The 15623-nt window shown below is 68.4% G+C and carries 14 protein-coding genes; 9 read left to right on the top strand and 5 right to left on the bottom strand.

Annotated elements, in window-relative coordinates:
• Positions 1-72: 72 nt before the first annotated feature.
• Together AC3DE2_RS10690 and AC3DE2_RS10685 are read right to left on the bottom strand one after the other, a co-directional pair.
• Positions 73-1230 (bottom strand): hypothetical protein, encoded by a 1158-nt coding sequence (locus AC3DE2_RS10690; protein WP_488426129.1) that lies wholly within the window; start codon positions 1228-1230, stop codon positions 73-75.
• Positions 1231-1263: 33 nt separating this feature from the next.
• Complete coding sequence (locus tag AC3DE2_RS10685) at positions 1264-1602, bottom strand: P-II family nitrogen regulator (protein WP_295375173.1); 339 nt, start codon at positions 1600-1602, stop codon at positions 1264-1266.
• 172 nt (positions 1603-1774) lie between these two features.
• On the opposite strand from AC3DE2_RS10685, the gene ubiK reads away from it, so the two are divergent.
• The 3 genes from ubiK (at position 1775) to AC3DE2_RS10670 (ending at position 4626) form a co-directional block, all read left to right on the top strand.
• On the top strand, positions 1775-2044 hold the full coding sequence (gene ubiK, locus AC3DE2_RS10680) for a ubiquinone biosynthesis accessory factor UbiK (protein WP_295375176.1): 270 nt from the start codon (positions 1775-1777) through the stop codon (positions 2042-2044).
• Positions 2045-2053: 9 nt separating this feature from the next.
• Positions 2054-3559, top strand: coding sequence for a YifB family Mg chelatase-like AAA ATPase (locus AC3DE2_RS10675; RefSeq protein WP_488426128.1), 1506 nt, complete (start codon positions 2054-2056; stop codon positions 3557-3559).
• A 308-nt stretch (positions 3560-3867) separates the two neighbouring features.
• Positions 3868-4626 carry a phytochelatin synthase family protein gene (locus AC3DE2_RS10670; protein WP_295375183.1) on the top strand — a complete coding sequence of 253 codons (759 nt, stop codon included), beginning with the start codon at positions 3868-3870 and terminating at the stop codon, positions 4624-4626.
• A 57-nt stretch (positions 4627-4683) separates the two neighbouring features.
• On the opposite strand, the gene AC3DE2_RS10665 is transcribed toward AC3DE2_RS10670, so the two are convergent.
• A complete protein-coding gene (locus AC3DE2_RS10665; protein WP_295375186.1) occupies positions 4684-5142 on the bottom strand; it encodes a carboxymuconolactone decarboxylase family protein in 459 nt (152 codons plus the stop codon).
• Positions 5143-5289: 147 nt separating this feature from the next.
• On the opposite strand from AC3DE2_RS10665, the gene AC3DE2_RS10660 reads away from it, so the two are divergent.
• Positions 5290-6201, top strand: coding sequence for a sigma-70 family RNA polymerase sigma factor (locus tag AC3DE2_RS10660; RefSeq protein WP_488426126.1), 912 nt, complete (start codon positions 5290-5292; stop codon positions 6199-6201).
• A 151-nt stretch (positions 6202-6352) separates the two neighbouring features.
• Positions 6353-8416, top strand: a complete 2064-nt coding sequence (locus AC3DE2_RS10655; protein ID WP_488426124.1) for a S9 family peptidase — start codon at positions 6353-6355, stop codon at positions 8414-8416.
• 106 nt (positions 8417-8522) lie between these two features.
• On the opposite strand, the gene aceA is transcribed toward AC3DE2_RS10655, so the two are convergent.
• Together aceA and aceB are read right to left on the bottom strand one after the other, a co-directional pair.
• Positions 8523-9812 (bottom strand): isocitrate lyase, encoded by a 1290-nt coding sequence (gene aceA, locus AC3DE2_RS10650; RefSeq protein WP_488426123.1) that lies wholly within the window; start codon positions 9810-9812, stop codon positions 8523-8525.
• Between the two features lie 27 nt (positions 9813-9839).
• The gene (aceB, locus tag AC3DE2_RS10645; RefSeq protein WP_488426122.1) at positions 9840-11465 is read right to left on the bottom strand and encodes a malate synthase A; all 1626 of its coding nucleotides are present in this window, start codon (positions 11463-11465) and stop codon (positions 9840-9842) included.
• 105 nt (positions 11466-11570) lie between these two features.
• On the opposite strand from aceB, the gene AC3DE2_RS10640 reads away from it, so the two are divergent.
• From AC3DE2_RS10640 to AC3DE2_RS10625, 4 genes are all read left to right on the top strand, one after another.
• The gene (locus AC3DE2_RS10640; RefSeq protein WP_295375201.1) at positions 11571-12539 is read left to right on the top strand and encodes a LysR family transcriptional regulator; all 969 of its coding nucleotides are present in this window, start codon (positions 11571-11573) and stop codon (positions 12537-12539) included.
• A 133-nt stretch (positions 12540-12672) separates the two neighbouring features.
• On the top strand, positions 12673-14229 hold the full coding sequence (locus AC3DE2_RS10635; protein ID WP_488426121.1) for a serine hydrolase domain-containing protein: 1557 nt from the start codon (positions 12673-12675) through the stop codon (positions 14227-14229).
• Between the two features lie 28 nt (positions 14230-14257).
• The gene (locus AC3DE2_RS10630) at positions 14258-15019 is read left to right on the top strand and encodes a DUF6597 domain-containing transcriptional factor (RefSeq protein ID WP_488426120.1); all 762 of its coding nucleotides are present in this window, start codon (positions 14258-14260) and stop codon (positions 15017-15019) included.
• A gap of 73 nt (positions 15020-15092) precedes the next feature.
• Complete coding sequence (locus AC3DE2_RS10625; RefSeq protein WP_295375210.1) at positions 15093-15440, top strand: VOC family protein; 348 nt, start codon at positions 15093-15095, stop codon at positions 15438-15440.
• The last annotated feature ends 183 nt before the right edge of the window (positions 15441-15623 follow it).

Below are 15623 nucleotides of genomic sequence, written 5' to 3'. Positions count from 1 at the left end.
ACAGCCACTCGCTCAACAGGAGAAGAAAAGCCCCGCGATGCGGGGCTTTTTTCTTGCCGGTCCATGCAACGCTCAGTCGCGCTCGCATCCCGCGCCGGTACAGGTCAGGGTGTTGAAGTCGTAGAGGGTGGAATGGCCCAGGGTGCCGGTCGGGTGCGGCACGCCCTTGGGCACGAAGAAAGTGCCGGAATGCGCGCCATACAAGCCCTCCGGCAACGTGAAAGCCTTCAGGACCACGTAGCCATTGTGCAGGCTGATGTTGCCGGCCGGGCGGCCACCGGCGATTGGCGGGACATCCGCCGCCGGTTTGGCATTGCGCGCCGCCAGCCAGGCACTGGCATCGGCCTGGCTGGCGGCGCGCAGCCAGCCCTGCGAGACGGCATAGGCCAGGCCCGCTTCGCCCGCCAGTCGCGCATCGGCGATGCGGAAGCTCTCGTCGGACGCGCCACCGGCGTCGGTGATGAGTCCGCCCGCGCCGCCCAGCGCTTCGCCGACCAGCACGCGGCCTTGTTGCGCGAGATACACCATGTCGATCGGGCGCCCGAAGGCGCGGCGCGCGATCGGGTTGAGCGTGCGGGCACGCTCGGCGCTGACATAGAAATAGCCGCAAGGCCCCTTGTTGTCGTAGGTGCTGATCAGCACGGGCACGTCCTTGGGCAGGCCCGTCACCACCTGCCGGTGGTAACCGCCGATCAGGACCGCGGCGATACGGGTGCCGCGCGACCAGCCCACGTGCCAGATGGTCGGGTCGTAGCTGCCCAGCATCAGGATCACCGGGACACCGCCCGGCTGGTTCACCGCCACGTCGATGCGTCCGGCCTCGTTGCCGCTCTGATCGATCTGGAAGCCGAGGTCACGGCCACCATAGGCACCGGCCGCGAACACTTTCGCGGGCTGGTCGGCGGCAGGTACCGGCAGCGCGCATTCCGTGGCCGTCGCGACCGTCGGCCGGGACGGCGCCTCGAACGCGAACGGCACCGTGCCATCGGCCGCCGGCGTTGCGCCTTCCGCAGGCCGGGCGGAAACCTCCGGAGCGGCAGGCGCCGGCTCGCCCAGATCCACGCCGCGGCTTGTCGCGGGGACCGGCGATCCGGCAGTAGACGCCCGGGTAGGCGAGGCCGGCGTTTCCACCGCTTTCGCCGGATCGGATGCGACCATGTCGCAGCCCGCCATCAGCGTGGCGCCGGACATCAGTGCCAGCGCGACTCCCCATCGATACTTCGTCGGCATTCCCTGTCCCCCGCAGTGATTGTCGAAGCCGTGCTAGAGCGCGTCGGCGTCCAGTTCGCCGGTGCGGATCCGCACCACCCGTTCCAGGTCGTAGACGAATACCTTGCCGTCGCCGATCTTGCCGGTGCCGGCGGCCTTGACGATCGCCTCCACCACCGCTTCGACCTGCTCGTCGGTCACCGCCACTTCCAGCTTCACCTTGGGCAGGAAGTCGACGACGTACTCGGCGCCGCGATACAGCTCGGTGTGGCCCTTCTGCCGGCCGAAGCCCTTGACCTCGGTGACGGTGATGCCGGCGATGCCGGATTCGGCGAGGGTTTCGCGCACGTCATCCAGCTTGAACGGCTTGATGATGGCCATGATCATCTTCATCGGGATTGTCTCCGGAAATGCTGCCCGCAGCATATCGCGGTTGCGGCCGGCGCGGGGCTCGGGTTCAATGGCGGCCTGCGCCGGCGGAATTTTCCGATGGCGCGAAGCGGTGAAGCCCGATGGCCGGGACCACGCCCGGATGCAATGCTCGGCTTCACTGCCGGAGACCCCCATGATTGATCTCAACCATCTCGACGATCTCGCCCGCCGCCTCAGCGATCTGGTTCCCCCCGGACTGCGCGAATCCCGCGAGGAACTGCAGCAGGCGTTCAAGGGCGCGCTGCAGAGCGGCCTGACCAGGCTGGACCTGGTGACCCGCGAGGAATACGAAGTCCAGCGCGCGGTGCTGCTGCGCACCCGCGAGAAACTCGAAGCCCTGGAACGCACCGTCCAGGCACTGGAAGCGGCGCCGTCCGCCTCCGCGCCCACTCCCCAGTCCTGATCCGCCGCCATGAGCCTGGCGCTGGTGCACAGCCGTGCACGGGCGGGCGTGGCCGCGCCTCCGGTCCGGGTGGAAGTGCACCTGTCCGGCGGCCTCCCGCAGACCCATATCGTCGGCCTGCCCGAAGCCGCGGTGCGCGAAGCCCGGGATCGCGTGCGCGCCGCCATCCTCTGCGCGCAGTTCGAATTCCCGGCCCGCCGCATCACCGTCAATCTGGCGCCGGCAGACCTGCCCAAGGATGGCGGGCGCTTTGATCTGCCGATCGCGCTCGGCATCCTTGCCGCGAGCGGGCAGATTCCGCGTGACGCCCTGGCCGATCACGAATTTCTCGGCGAACTCGGCCTGACCGGCGAGCTCCGCGGCGTCGACGGCGTATTGCCGGCGGCCCTGGCCGCTGCACGCGCGCATCGAACCCTCATCGTCGCCCCGGCCAACGGACCGGAAGCCGCGCTCGCGCGCGAAGGCCAGGCACGCACCGCGCGGACACTGCTGGAAGTCTGCGCCGCGCTGGGCGGACAGCGTGAATTGCCCATCGCCGAGACGCCGCCGGCGGAAGCCGGCTTCATTCCCGATCTCGGCGACGTGCGCGGCCAGGTGCAGGCCCGGCGCGCACTGGAAGTGGCCGCGGCCGGCAATCACCATCTGCTGCTGGTCGGTTCGCCCGGCTGCGGCAAGACCCTGCTGGCCTCGCGGTTGCCCGGGCTGTTGCCGGAAGCCAGCGAAGCCGAGGCGCTGGAAACCGCGGCGATCGCGTCGGTCAGCGGACGCGGACTGGATCCCGCGCGCTGGCGGCAGCGTCCGTTCCGCAGTCCGCATCACACCGCCAGCGCGGTGGCGCTGGTGGGTGGCGGCGCGGAACCGCGCCCGGGCGAGATTTCCCTGGCGCACAACGGCGTGCTGTTCCTGGACGAACTGCCGGAGTGGGATCGACGTGCGCTGGAGGTGCTGCGCGAGCCGCTGGAGTCCGGCACCGTGTCCATCTCGCGCGCGGCGCGCAGCGCCGAATTTCCCGCACGGTTCCAACTGGTCGCGGCGATGAACCCCTGTCCCTGCGGCTGGGCCGGCGACAACAGCGGCCGTTGCCGCTGTTCCGGCGATGTCGTCCAGCGCTACCGCAGCCGCATCTCCGGTCCGCTGCTGGATCGCATCGACCTGCACGTGGAAGTCCCGCGCCTGCCGCCGCAGGAACTGCGGCCGGACGCGCCCGCCGGCGAACCCAGCGCGCAGGTGCGTGCAAGGGTCGAACAGGCCCGCGCAATCCAGTTGGCCCGCACCGGCCGGCTCAATGCCCAGTTGGGGCAATCGGAAACACTGACGCTGTGCCGGCTCACCGATTCCGACCAGGCGCTGCTGGAACACGCGATCGATCGGCTCAGGCTTTCCGCCCGCTCGATGCAGCGCATCCTGCGGGTCGCGCGCACCATCGCCGATCTGGCGGGAGCCGAAGTCATCGAGACACCCCACCTCACCGAAGCGCTGGGCTATCGGCGGATTGATCGCGGTGGACCACCCTAGCCCGGGCAGTCCGCACGCGGGAAAGGAACCTGTCGTGCGTTTGCCGGATCCGACGAGCGGTACACATCACGACAGCGCTGGAGCGGGGATGTCGTCGATTCGACATCGATGCGCCTGCGCGGTCGGCTGGTCTCGCATCCGGGTGCATTTTCCGGGCAGCGATACCCGGTCCGCGTCCCCGCCAGCGCGCATGGACGGCATTGTTTCACCCCTGTTTCATCCCCGTGGGGGTGTAGTCGCTTCGCCAGAATCCGCGGCTCTTCCGGGGATGGGCAAGACGTACACCTTTCGCCATAGCCGAGGTCGCCATGAAGCGCAGGGTCGTTGTCGGGATGACGGTTGTACTCGCGCTTGCGCTAACGACGGGCGCAGGCGCGGTGTGGAACGAATATCTGCGCACACCGGCGCCCGGGATGCTGGCATTGCCGACAGGGCTGGTTCCACTGGCCTCATCCGAAGGGCAGCGCCTGCTGGCGGAAAGTGACCACCGGGCCGACTACGATGAATTGATGGCCAGCTTCGTTCCGCAGACCCGCAAGGCCTATTGCGGGGTGGCCAGCGCGATCACCGCGCTCAATGCCGCTGGCATCGATGACGCGCCACGGGATGCGGCTGCGCTGTTCGCGCCGGCGGAAGTCCGGCTGAAACCCATGAAGGTCAGTTTCTCCGGCATGTCGCTGCGCGCTCTGGCCGGATTGCTGCGCACGCACGGCGCCGATGTGGAGGTGTTCCCGGCATCGGCCACGAACGTCGCTTCATTCCGGGAGCTGGCCCGCGCCAACCTGGGACGGGAAGGCGATTACCTGTTGGTGAACTACCAGCGCGAGCACCTGGGCCAGGTCCGGATGGGGCACATCTCGCCGATAGCGGCCTATCACGCGCCCAGCGATCGCCTGCTCATCCTCGACGTCGCCGCGCACAGGTATCCACCGGTCTGGGCGGAGCTCGATCAGGTCTGGAGGGCGATGCATGCGCCATTGAATGCCCGGACCACGACGACGCGTGGATTCGTCGTGGTACGCCGGAACGACGCCCGTGCCTCGGCATCGCCCCCCTCCACGTCCTGAAACGGCCCAGTACCGGCAGGAATACGCCGTGCCGGTCGGGGTCCCCGCAGGGAACGCTCAGCTCACCCGCTGTCCCGCCGGCTGGCGGGTGGCGACGTTCAGGCGGTTCCACACGTTGATGTTGGCGATGGCGATCAGCAGCGAGGCCAGCGCGGCTTCGTCGTAGTGTTCGCGGGCGCGTTCCCAGATCTCGTCACTGACCGCGTCGCTGCGGTCGGCGATGCGGGTCACCGCTTCGGCCAGTTCCAGCGCGGCGCGTTCGGCATCGGTGAACCAGGGCGCCTCGCGCCAGACGGCCACGGCGAACAGGCGTTCGTCGCTCTCCCCTGCCTGCCGGCATTCGCGGGCGTGCATGTCCACGCAGAAACTGCAGCCGTTGATCTGGCTGACGCGCAGATCGATCAGGTGCAGCAACGCATCGGGCACGCCGTTGCCCTGGGTGGACTTGTGCAACGCCAGCAGTGCCTTCAGGGCGTCGTTGTGGATGAGCGCGGGATTGGTCATACGGGCTTGCATGGTCTGGCTCCTGTGGCCGGTGGTTTCTTGACTGACGCGGTGGCATCCCTGCGCGTGACCGGTGCAAGCCAGTCAGCTCCCATCGAATCATCCGGTCACGTTGCGGCCTGCTGGCGCGTCAGCCGGGTTTCCCCCAGGATCTTCCCGATGAATGATTCGCATCGACTCGCCGAGCAGTTCCAATCCAACCGCGCCCGGCTGGAAGCCGTGGCGTTCCGCATGCTGGGCTCCCATGCCGAGGCCGAGGACGTGGTGCAGGAAGCCTGGTTGCGCCTCAACCGCACCGACGCGAACGAGGTCGGCAACCTGGCCGGCTGGCTGACCACGGTGGTCACGCGGCTGGCGCTGGATCTGCTGCGCGCGCGCAAGGTGCGCGCCGAGGAATCGATGGAGGGCGTGCCGGAAACCGCGCTGCCCGCCGCCGACGCCCAGGCCGGTCCCGAGCACGAGGCGCTGCTGGCCGATTCGGTCGGTCCGGCCCTGCTGGTGGTGCTGGACACGCTGGCGCCGGCCGAGCGCGTGGCCTTCGTCCTGCACGACATGTTCGCGGTGCCGTTCGACGAAATCGCCCGCATGCTGGATCGCAGCCCGGAAGCCACCCGGCAGCTGGCCAGCCGCGCCCGTCGCCGGGTCCAGGGCGCGGGCGAGCAGGCCATGGCCGACCGTGAACGCGCGCGGCAGGTGGTCGAGGCCTTCCTGCTCGCCTCGCGCACCGGCAACCTGCACGGCCTGCTGTCGCTGCTCGCCCCCGACGTGGTGATGCATGCCGATGTCGACGCGGTCGAGGGCAGCCGCGACAAGCAGGGCGACGGCGCGCCGATACTCGCCAGGGAACGCCACGGCGTCGATGCCGTGGCCAGCGCGTTCCTGGGCCGCGCGCAGGCCGCGCAGACGGCATTGGTCGACGGCTTGCCGGCTGCAATCTGGGCGCCGGGCGGCGTGCCGCGCGCCCTGTTCCGGTTTGCCGTGCGCGAAGGCCGGGTGGTCGCCATCGACGTGGTGGCCGAACCGGCGCGGGTGGCGTCGGCCAAGGTGACCGAAATCGGCCCGCTGCCCTAGGATGCCGGCGCGATCGCCGGATTCCTTCGACGCGTCCTCCCTGTCCACAGGACTTTAGACACTGCGCCGCGGCATGGGCGCGTGTGGTCTACTGCGGTCCGGCGGCATCCGCCGCACCCGCACGTTGACCGGCCCTTCCAGGAGGAACGCCATGCTTCGTACCACCCTGATCGCCGCGGCATTGACCGCCGCCCTCGCCAGTTCTCCCGCATTCGCCCAGCAGGCCGCATCGGCCGCGACACCCGCCGAAGGCGTCGAGCTGATCCCGCGCGAGATCCTGTTCGGCAATCCCGAACGCAGCAACGTGCAGATCAGCCCGGACGGCCGCTACCTGAGCTGGGTCGCGCCGGTCGATGGCGTGGCCAATGTCTGGGTCGCGCCGGCCGACAATCCCGCGCAGGCGCGCGCCATCACCGCCGACAAGGCGCGTGGCATCCGCCAGTACTTCTGGTCCTACCGCGCCGACACCCTGCTCTACCTGCGCGACACCGGCGGCGACGAGGATTTCCACCTGTATGCGGTGGATCTGAAATCGGGCGAGTCCAGGGATCTGTCGCCGTTCCCCAAGACCCGCGCGCAGGTGTCGGGCGTCAGCGACCGCCATCCGGACACGATCCTGGTCGGCATGAACGATCGCGACCCGCAGTGGCATGACCTGTACAAGGTCGACCTGGCCAGCGGCCAGCGCACCCTGGTGCAGAAGAACGATGCCCAGATCGCCGGCTACATCGCCGATGCCGACTACACCCTGCGCTTCGCGACCCGCGCGCGACCCGACGGTGGCCAGGACGTGCTGGCCGCCGACGGCCAGGGCGGCTGGAAGAAATTCGACGACGTGCCGTTCGAGGATTCGCTGACCACCGGCCCCGGCGGTCTCACCAGCGACGGCAAGACCCTGTACTTCACCGACTCGCGCAACCGCAACACGGCCGCGCTGTACGCCATCGACGTGGCCAGCGGCAAGCGCACGCTGGTGTTCGAGGACGCGCGCGCGGACGTCGGCGACACGATGAGCCATCCGGTCACCGGCCAGGTGCAGGCAGTGGCCTCGGACTACCTGCGCGAGGAATGGAAGGTGGTGGATCCGGCCATCGCCAAGGATCTGGAACGCCTGCGCGGCATCGGCCCCGGTGATGCCGGCGTGGCCGCGCGCACCCATGACGACAAGACCTGGATCGTCGCCTATTCGGCGCCTGAAACGCCTGCCGTCTACTACCGATACGATCGCGATGCCGGCAAGCTGACCAAGCTGTTCTCGGTGCGGCCCAAGCTCGAAGGCAAGCCGCTGGTGGCGCAGTGGCCGCAGGAAATCCCCTCGCGCGACGGCAAGGCCCTGGTCAGCTACCTGACCCTGCCGCGCGGCGCCGATGCCAACCACGACGGCAAGGCCGACGCGGCGGTGCCGATGGTGCTGCTGGTGCATGGCGGCCCCTGGGCGCGCGACTCCTACGGCTACACCGGCTATCACCAATGGCTGGCCAATCGCGGCTACGCGGTGCTGTCGGTGAATTTCCGCGGCTCCACCGGTTTCGGCAAGGAATTCACCAACGCCGGCAACGGCGAGTGGGCCGCCAAAATGCACGACGATCTGATCGATGCCGTGCAATGGGCGGTCAAGCAGGGCGTGACCACCAACGACAAGGTGGCGATCATGGGTGGCAGCTACGGTGGCTACGCCACCCTCGCCGGTCTCACCTTCACCCCGGACGCGTTCGCCTGCGGCGTCGACATCGTCGGCCCATCCAACCTCAACACCCTGCTGAGCACGGTGCCGCCGTACTGGGCCAGCTTCTTCGAGCAGCTTGCCAAGCGCATGGGCGATCCGCGCACCGAGGAAGGCCGCAAGTGGCTGACCGAGCGCTCACCGCTGACCCGCGCCGACCAGATCAAGAAGCCGCTGCTGATCGGCCAGGGCGCCAATGACCCGCGGGTGAAGCAGGCCGAGAGCGATCAGATCGTCCAGGCGATGCAGGCGAAGAAGATCCCGGTCACCTATGTCCTGTTCCCCGATGAAGGCCATGGCTTCCATCGGCCGGAGAACAACAAGGCGTTCAATGCGGTCACCGAGGGCTTCCTCGCCCAATGCCTGGGCGGGCGTGCCGAACCCATCGGCCAGGACTTCACCGGCTCCAGCATCAGCGTGCCCGCCGGCGCCGATGGCGTTCCGGGCCTGAGCGATGCGCTGAAGTCGCACCAGCAGGCGGTGAAGAAGTAAACATCGCACGGAATGTGGCCATAACGCGGCCGCAGTTCCCGATGGCAAAAAAAGAGAAAGCCGGGTCCGAAGGGACCCGGCTTTCCTATTCCCGCATCCGCCGCGATCAGGCCGCCTTTTCGGCAAACTGCTCCTCCTCGGTCGAACCCTTCAGCGCGGTGGTCGAGGACTGGCCCTGCTGGATGGCCTGGGTGACCGCGTCGAAGTAGCCGGTGCCGACTTCGCGTTGGTGCTTGACCGCGGTGAAGCCCTTGTCGGCGGCGGCGAACTCGGCTTCCTGCAGTTCCACGAATGCGCTCATCTGCCGGCGCGCGTAGCCGTGGGCCAGGTTGAACATCGAGTAGTTCAGGCTGTGGAAGCCGGCCAGGGTGATGAACTGGAACCTGTAGCCGTAGCTGGCGATTTCCTTCTGGAACTTCGCGATGGTGGCGTCGTCCAGGTTCTTCTTCCAGTTGAACGACGGCGAGCAGTTGTAGGCCAGCAGCTTGCCGGGGAACTTCGCGTGGATCGCCTCGGCGAACCGGCGCGCGAATTCCAGGTCCGGCTTGCCGGTCTCGCACCACACCAGGTCCGCGTAGGGCGCGTAGGCCAGGCCGCGGCTGATCGCCTGGTCCAGGCCGTTGCGGGTCTTGAAGAAGCCCTCGACGGTGCGCTCGCCGGTGGTGAACGGCTGGTCGTTGGCGTCGATATCGCTGGTCAGCAGATCCGCGGCCTCGGCGTCGGTGCGCGCGACCAGCAGGGTCGGCACGCCCATCACGTCGGCGGCTAGGCGCGCGGCGTTCAACTTCTCCACCGCCTCGCGGGTCGGCACCAGCACCTTGCCGCCCATGTGGCCGCACTTCTTCACGCTGGCCAGTTGGTCCTCGAAATGCACGCCGGCCGCGCCGGCCTCAATCATCGCCTTCATCAGCTCGAACGCGTTGAGCACGCCGCCGAAGCCGGCTTCGGCGTCGGCCACGATCGGTTGCAGGAAGTCGGTGCTGTCGTCGCCCTCGGCGTGATGCAGCTGGTCGGCGCGCAGCAGGGTGTTGTTGATGCGCTTGACCACCGCCGGCACCGAGTCGGCCGGGTACAGCGATTGATCCGGATACATCTGGCCGGCCAGGTTTGCGTCGGCCGCGACCTGCCAGCCGGACAGGTAGATCGCCTTCAGGCCGGCCTTGACCTGCTGCATCGCCTGGTTGCCGGTCAGCGCGCCCAGCGCGTTGATGAAGTCCTCGGTCTGCAGGTAGTGCCATAGTTTCCCGGCGCCGATCTTCGCGATCGAATGCTCGACCGGAACGGTGCCGCGCAGGCGCACCACGTCCTCGGCGCTGTAGTTGCGGGTGATGCCTTGCCAGCGCGGATTGGTGTCCCAGTCCTTCTGGATTTCCTGGGCGGTGGGCAGCTTGTTCATGGGTGTTCTCCGGGAGGGGGCAGGGAATCAGTCGATGCGGGTGTAGGCGGGCAGGGTCAGGAATTCGGCCAGTTCATCGCTGCGGCTCAGCGCGTCGAGCAGGCCGATGACCTCGTCGACCTTGTCGCCGCCGGGCAGTGATGCGCGGTCGCCCAGGCGCGCGGGCAGGTTGCGCAGGGTGGCGTCGAGCAGGGCGAAGTCGATGGCGGTGCCGTCGGCCAGATGCTGGCCGGGCGTGTGCAGCCACTGCCAGATCTGGGTACGCGCGATTTCGGCGGTCGCGGCGTCCTCCATCAGCCAATGGATCGGCACGCAGCCATTGCCGTCCAGCCACGCGGCCAGATAGCGCACGCAGACCTCGACGTTGCCCTCGAAGCCGGCGCGGGTGATGGTGCCGGTGCTGGGGCGGATCAGATCGTCGCGCGAAACCTGCACGTCCTCGCGCAGGACGCCGTGCTGGTTCGCGCCGGGCATGTGCTCGTCGAAGATCGCGCGGGCGATCGGGATCAGCGCCGGATGCGCCACCCAGGTGCCGTCATGTCCGGCGGTGACCTCGCGCAGCTTGTCCGCGCGCACCCGCGCCAGCGCCTGCTCGTTGGCGGCCTCGTCGTTGCCGATCGGAATCTGCGCGGCCATCCCGCCCATGGCGTGCGCGCCGCGGCGGTGGCAGGTCCGGATCAGCAGTTCCGAATACGCCTTCAGGAACGGCTGGGTCATCGTCACCTGGCCGCGCTCGGGCAATACGCGGTCGCGATGGCGGCGGAAGGTCTTGATGTAGGAAAAGATGTAATCCCAGCGGCCGCAATTGAGCCCGACGACGCGGTCCCGCAGCGCGTGCAGGATCTCGTCCATCTCGAACACCGCCGGCAGCGTTTCGATCAGCACGGTGACTTTCATCTGGCCCTGCGGCAGTCCCAGCGCGGCCTCGATGTGCGACAGCGCGGTCTCCCACAGCGCGGCCTCCTCCATGCTCTGCAGCTTGGGCAGGTAGAAGTACGGACCGCGGTCGCGGGCGGCCAGCGCGCGGGCGTTGTGGAAGGCGAACACCGCCAAGTCGAACAGGCCGCCGGCGATCGGCTGGCCATCGACCAGCACGTGCTTTTCGTCCAGGTGCCAGCCACGCGGTCGCACCAGCAGCACCGCCTGCTCCCCCTGCGGCTTCAGTGCGTACTGCTTGCCGTTGGAGGCGGCGTGGGTCAGGTCACCGCGCACCGCGCCGATCAGCGCCTGCTGGCCGATCAGCAGGTTGTTCCAGGTCGGCGAGGTCGAGTCCTCGAAATCGGCCATGTACACCTTCGCGCCGGAATTCAGCGCGTTGATGACCATCTTGGGATCCACCGGACCGGTGATCTCGACCCGGCGGTCCTGCAGCGCGGCCGGCAGCGGCGCCACCCGCCAGTCGCCCTCGCGGATGGCCCGGGTGTCCTCGCGGAAGTCGGGCAGGCCGCCGGCGTCGAAGAACGCCTGCCGCTCCCGGCGGGCCGCCAGCCGGGCCTGGCGACCGGGCTCGATCGCACGGTGGAGCGAGACCAGCAGCGCCAGCGCGGCGGGCGGCAACAGGGCCGCCTGCTGATGGTGGCGGGTGGTCAGGCTGATGCCCGGGGTGGGACGGGACGCGGGTTCGGGTTGGCTCAGGGCAACGGCGGCGGACATTTCGGGACTCCTGCTGCTTGGAGGCCCACCGTGCGCCGCAGCAAACTATTTGACAAAACAGTTTTGTCAATGCACTTAATAAGCACAGCTTATATTTCACTCAACGTGCCGGAAAAACGCCCGCCCACGCTGCGATTTGCCTACAAGTCGGACCGGCTCAAGCCCCTGCGGGCGTTCTGCCAGACGGTCCGGTTGGGCTCGGTATCCCGCGCCGCCGAGGCCCTGTTCGTCAGCCAGCCGGCCATCACCCTGCAGTTGCAGGCGCTGGAGCGCGAACTGGGGGTGGTCCTGTTCGAGCGCAGCGGCCGGCGCCTGAGCCCCAGCCGGGAGGGCCAACTGCTGTTCGAGCTGGCGCAACCGCTGGTCGAGGGCATCGACGGGCTGGAGGCGACCTTCCATGACAAGGTCGCCGGGCTGGACGCCGGCGAACTCAACATCGCCGCCAACAGTTCTACCATCCTGTACCTGCTGCCGCGCATCGTGGAGCTGTTCCGCGAGCAGCATCCGGACGTGCGCCTGACCCTGCACAACGCGATCACCGCCGACGGCACCGACCTGCTGCGCGCCGACGCGGTGGATCTGGCGGTCGGGTCGATGATGGACGTGCCCGCCGACCTCAGCTACGCGCCGATCTATCGCTTCGAGCCCCTGCTGATCACGCCGCCGGAGCATCCGCTGGCGAAGAAGCCGCGACTGGAGCTGGCCGACATCTCGCCCTACGGCCTGATCCTGCCGCCCAAGCGCCAGATCACCTACCGGCTGGTGGATCTGGTGTTCCAGCAGCATCGCGTGCCTTACACCGTGGCGCTGGAGGTCGGCGGCTGGGAGGTGATCAAGCAGTACGTGGCGATGGGCATGGGCGTGTCGATCGTCAGCTCGATCTGCCTCACCGACAGCGATCGCGGCCGGCTGGCGACACGTTCGCTCGGCGACTGGTTTCCCTCGCGCAGCTACGGGGTGATCGTGCGCAAGGGCAAATTCCTGTCGCCGCAGGCGCGTGCCTTCATCGAGCTGATCCATCCGGATCTGTTCACCCGCCGCGACTACGACGACAGCGGGCACTCCGAACGCTGATCCGGCATCGCGTTTGAAGCGTTGCGCGCGTTCGCCTACCCTACGCGCTCCGGACAGTATCCGCCGACAACTTCGGAACACCGCGCACGACGAACGTGCGCCGGTTCACTGGATTGCTTCCGGAGTCTTTTCGATGTCGATGTCGTTGCCCCGTTCTTCACGTGTCCGCCGCGCTTGCGTGGCACTGCTGCTGTGCCTTCCCCCGCTGTCCGTCCACGCCGCCGAGCCGGAGCTGGATTTCGCGCCGATGCGCGAGTACCTCCGCGCGCGCATGCAGGAACGCGATGTGCCTGCGATGTCGGTGGCGGTGGCCAAGGACGGCCGCCTGCTGTGGGCCGAAGGCTTCGGCATGGCCGATCGCGAACGCGGCATCGCCGCCGATGCCGACACGATGTATTCACTGGCCTCGGTGACCAAGACCTTCACCGCGGTCGCGCTGATGACGCTGGTGCAGGAAGGCCGCATCGCCCTGGATGATCCGATCAACGATCATCTGGGCGAGGCCAGGCTGCATTCGTGGGTGGACGATGCCGACGCGGCGACCCTCCGCCATGTCGCCAACCACACGTCCGGGCTTGGCACCGCCGAGCAGTTCTTCTATGGCGAATCCGAGCACGCGCTGATTCCGCCGATGGCGCAGTCCATCCAGCGTTACGGGCATCTGTACCGCCGCGCCGGCGAGACGCACGAGTACAACAATTTCGGCTACGGCCTGCTCGGTCATGTCGTGGAGCGGATCTCCGGCCAGCCCTACGGCGACTATCTGCGCACGCGGGTGTTCGCGCCGCTCGGCATGCGGCATTCGGCCATCGACCTCGCAGCCGGGCTGGAACGGCATGCGGCGGCGCGCTACGGCGGCAAGCGCGAACCGATTCCGTTCTATGGCTTCGCCGAACCCGGTGCGGCGGCGATGTACGCCAGCGCGCGGGATCTCGCGCGTTTCGGTTCGTTCTTTCTCGGCCATCTCCAGCCGGGCCAGCGGGAGATCCTCGACGCCCGCCATCGCGCGGCGATGGTCGAAGGGGCATTCCGCACCGACCCGCACGCCGCCTACGGTATCGGCCTGGAGGTCATCGATGACGGCGGCTATCGCTGGTACGAGCACGGCGGTTCGATGTCCGGCGTGTCCGCATCGCTGACGATGGTGCCGTCCGAAGGCCTGGTGGTGGCGGTGCTGGGCAACGTATCCGGCGCGCCGGTGGCGCAGGTGCGCGAACGGATCTTCCAGCAGATGCTGCCAGGGTGGCGTGCGGAGGCCGGCTCGACCGCCGCTGCGGCGCCTGTCGCCGCGCAGTCGACGCCGCCCGGTACCGCACCGATCGAATGGCGCGGCGACTGGTCCGGCATCCTGCACACCTACGAAGGCCCGGTGCCCGCGCGGCTGCGGGTGCTCGACGATGGCCGGGCGCTGTTCCGGCTGGGCGATCAGTTGTGGAGTCTGCTGGACAAGGTGGAAGTCGAGGACGGCCGTCTGCGCGGCTACACGCTCAGCCAGGTGCCGACGGTCGATGCGCAACGGCGCCGCCATGCGTTGCGTGTAGACCTGCGGCAGCGCGGCGACGCGCTCGCGGGCGAGGCGATGGCCTGGTCCGGTCCGAAGGGACCCGCGGGCGTGCTGGATCCCTACTTCGTGTTCGCGCTGAATCACTGGCTGGAACTGCGGCGCGCCAATGCCGGGGATGAAGGCTGACGACAGGAACGCGTAACCTGTCGTCAACATGCCCCGCGATACCACCCACACCCCACCTTCTTCCGCACCGGCCTACCGCGAAGTCGCACCGGCCGCGCCGCTGCGCGCGGGATTGACCTGTGCCTGGACCTACCAGGCACCGTCGCGGCCGGCGCCGGACGTGCTGGTCATCCCCGATGGCTGCGTCGATCTGATCTGGACCGACGACGAGGTGTTCATCGCTGGACCGGATCCGGTCGCGCAGCCGGCGTCCATCGCGCCCGGCGCGCTGCTGGTCGCGGTCCGGTTCGCGCCGGGCGCCGCGCAGGCGTTCCTCGGCATGCCGTTGCGGAACATCACCGGTCAGCGGGTCGCGCTGCACGATCTCTGGGGTTCGCGGACACGGCGCTTGACGGATGCGCTGGCCCTGGACGCCGCCGCTCCAGCCGAACGCCTGCGATCCCTGCAGCATGCCATCGCCCGCCAGGGTCCGCCGGTTGCGGATCCCGCCATGCGCGCCCTGTTCGGGCGTCTGGATCACCCCGAAGCCATGCCATCGTCCCTGCTTGCGCGCGAGTTCGATATCAGTGAACGCACCCTGCGGCGGCGCTGCCAGGATGCGTTCGGCTACGGTCCCAAGACGCTGGCGCGGATCCTGCGCCTGCAACGCTTCCTGCGTGCGCCCGCCGAACAGGCACTGCTGCGGCGCGCGCTCGACGCCGGCTATGGCGATGCCTCGCACCTGGTCCGCGAAACCCGCCTGCTCACGGGCCTGGCGCCAGGCGCGCTGCTGGCTGGGCGGCACGGCTGATTGGCCGTTTTTTCCAAGACGCCTTCCGGTCACCGCGCGATACTGCGCGTCCACCTTCTCCACGAGCCGGACCATGAGCGAATCCCAGCATCACCGCATCGACTACGTCGAGTTCAACGTCGCCTCGATCACCACGTCCAAGGCCTTTTACGGCAAAGCGTTCGGCTGGACCTTCCAGGACTACGGTCCGGACTACTGCGAATTCCGCGATGGCCGGCTGACCGGCGGTTTCACCCATGGCGAGCCGCGCCCGGGCGGCGCGCTGATCGTGATCCAGTCCGATGATCTCGAAGCCAGCCAAGCCGCGGTGGAAGCGGCGGGCGGACGCATCAGCCAGCCCATCTTCGCCTTCCCCGGCGGCCGCCGCTTCCATTTCCTGGATCGCGACGGCTACGAGCTGGCGGTGTGGTCGCAGGGATAGTCCTCTACCCCTGGGCCCTGTAGGAGCGACGTGAGTCGCGACCGCGGTACCGGAAGGACCAAAAGGGCCAGATCGCGGCTAGCGTCGCGCTTGCCAGTGCCCGATCTCCGGAATACCTGCCTTCCCCGCGGGCCCCTGTGGGAGCGACATAAGTCGCGAATCAACCCCGTGAGCGCGTGACGC

The organism is Pseudoxanthomonas sp. 68-E7, assembly GCF_057773145.1.
This window is presented reverse-complemented; position numbering and strand designations above follow the sequence as displayed.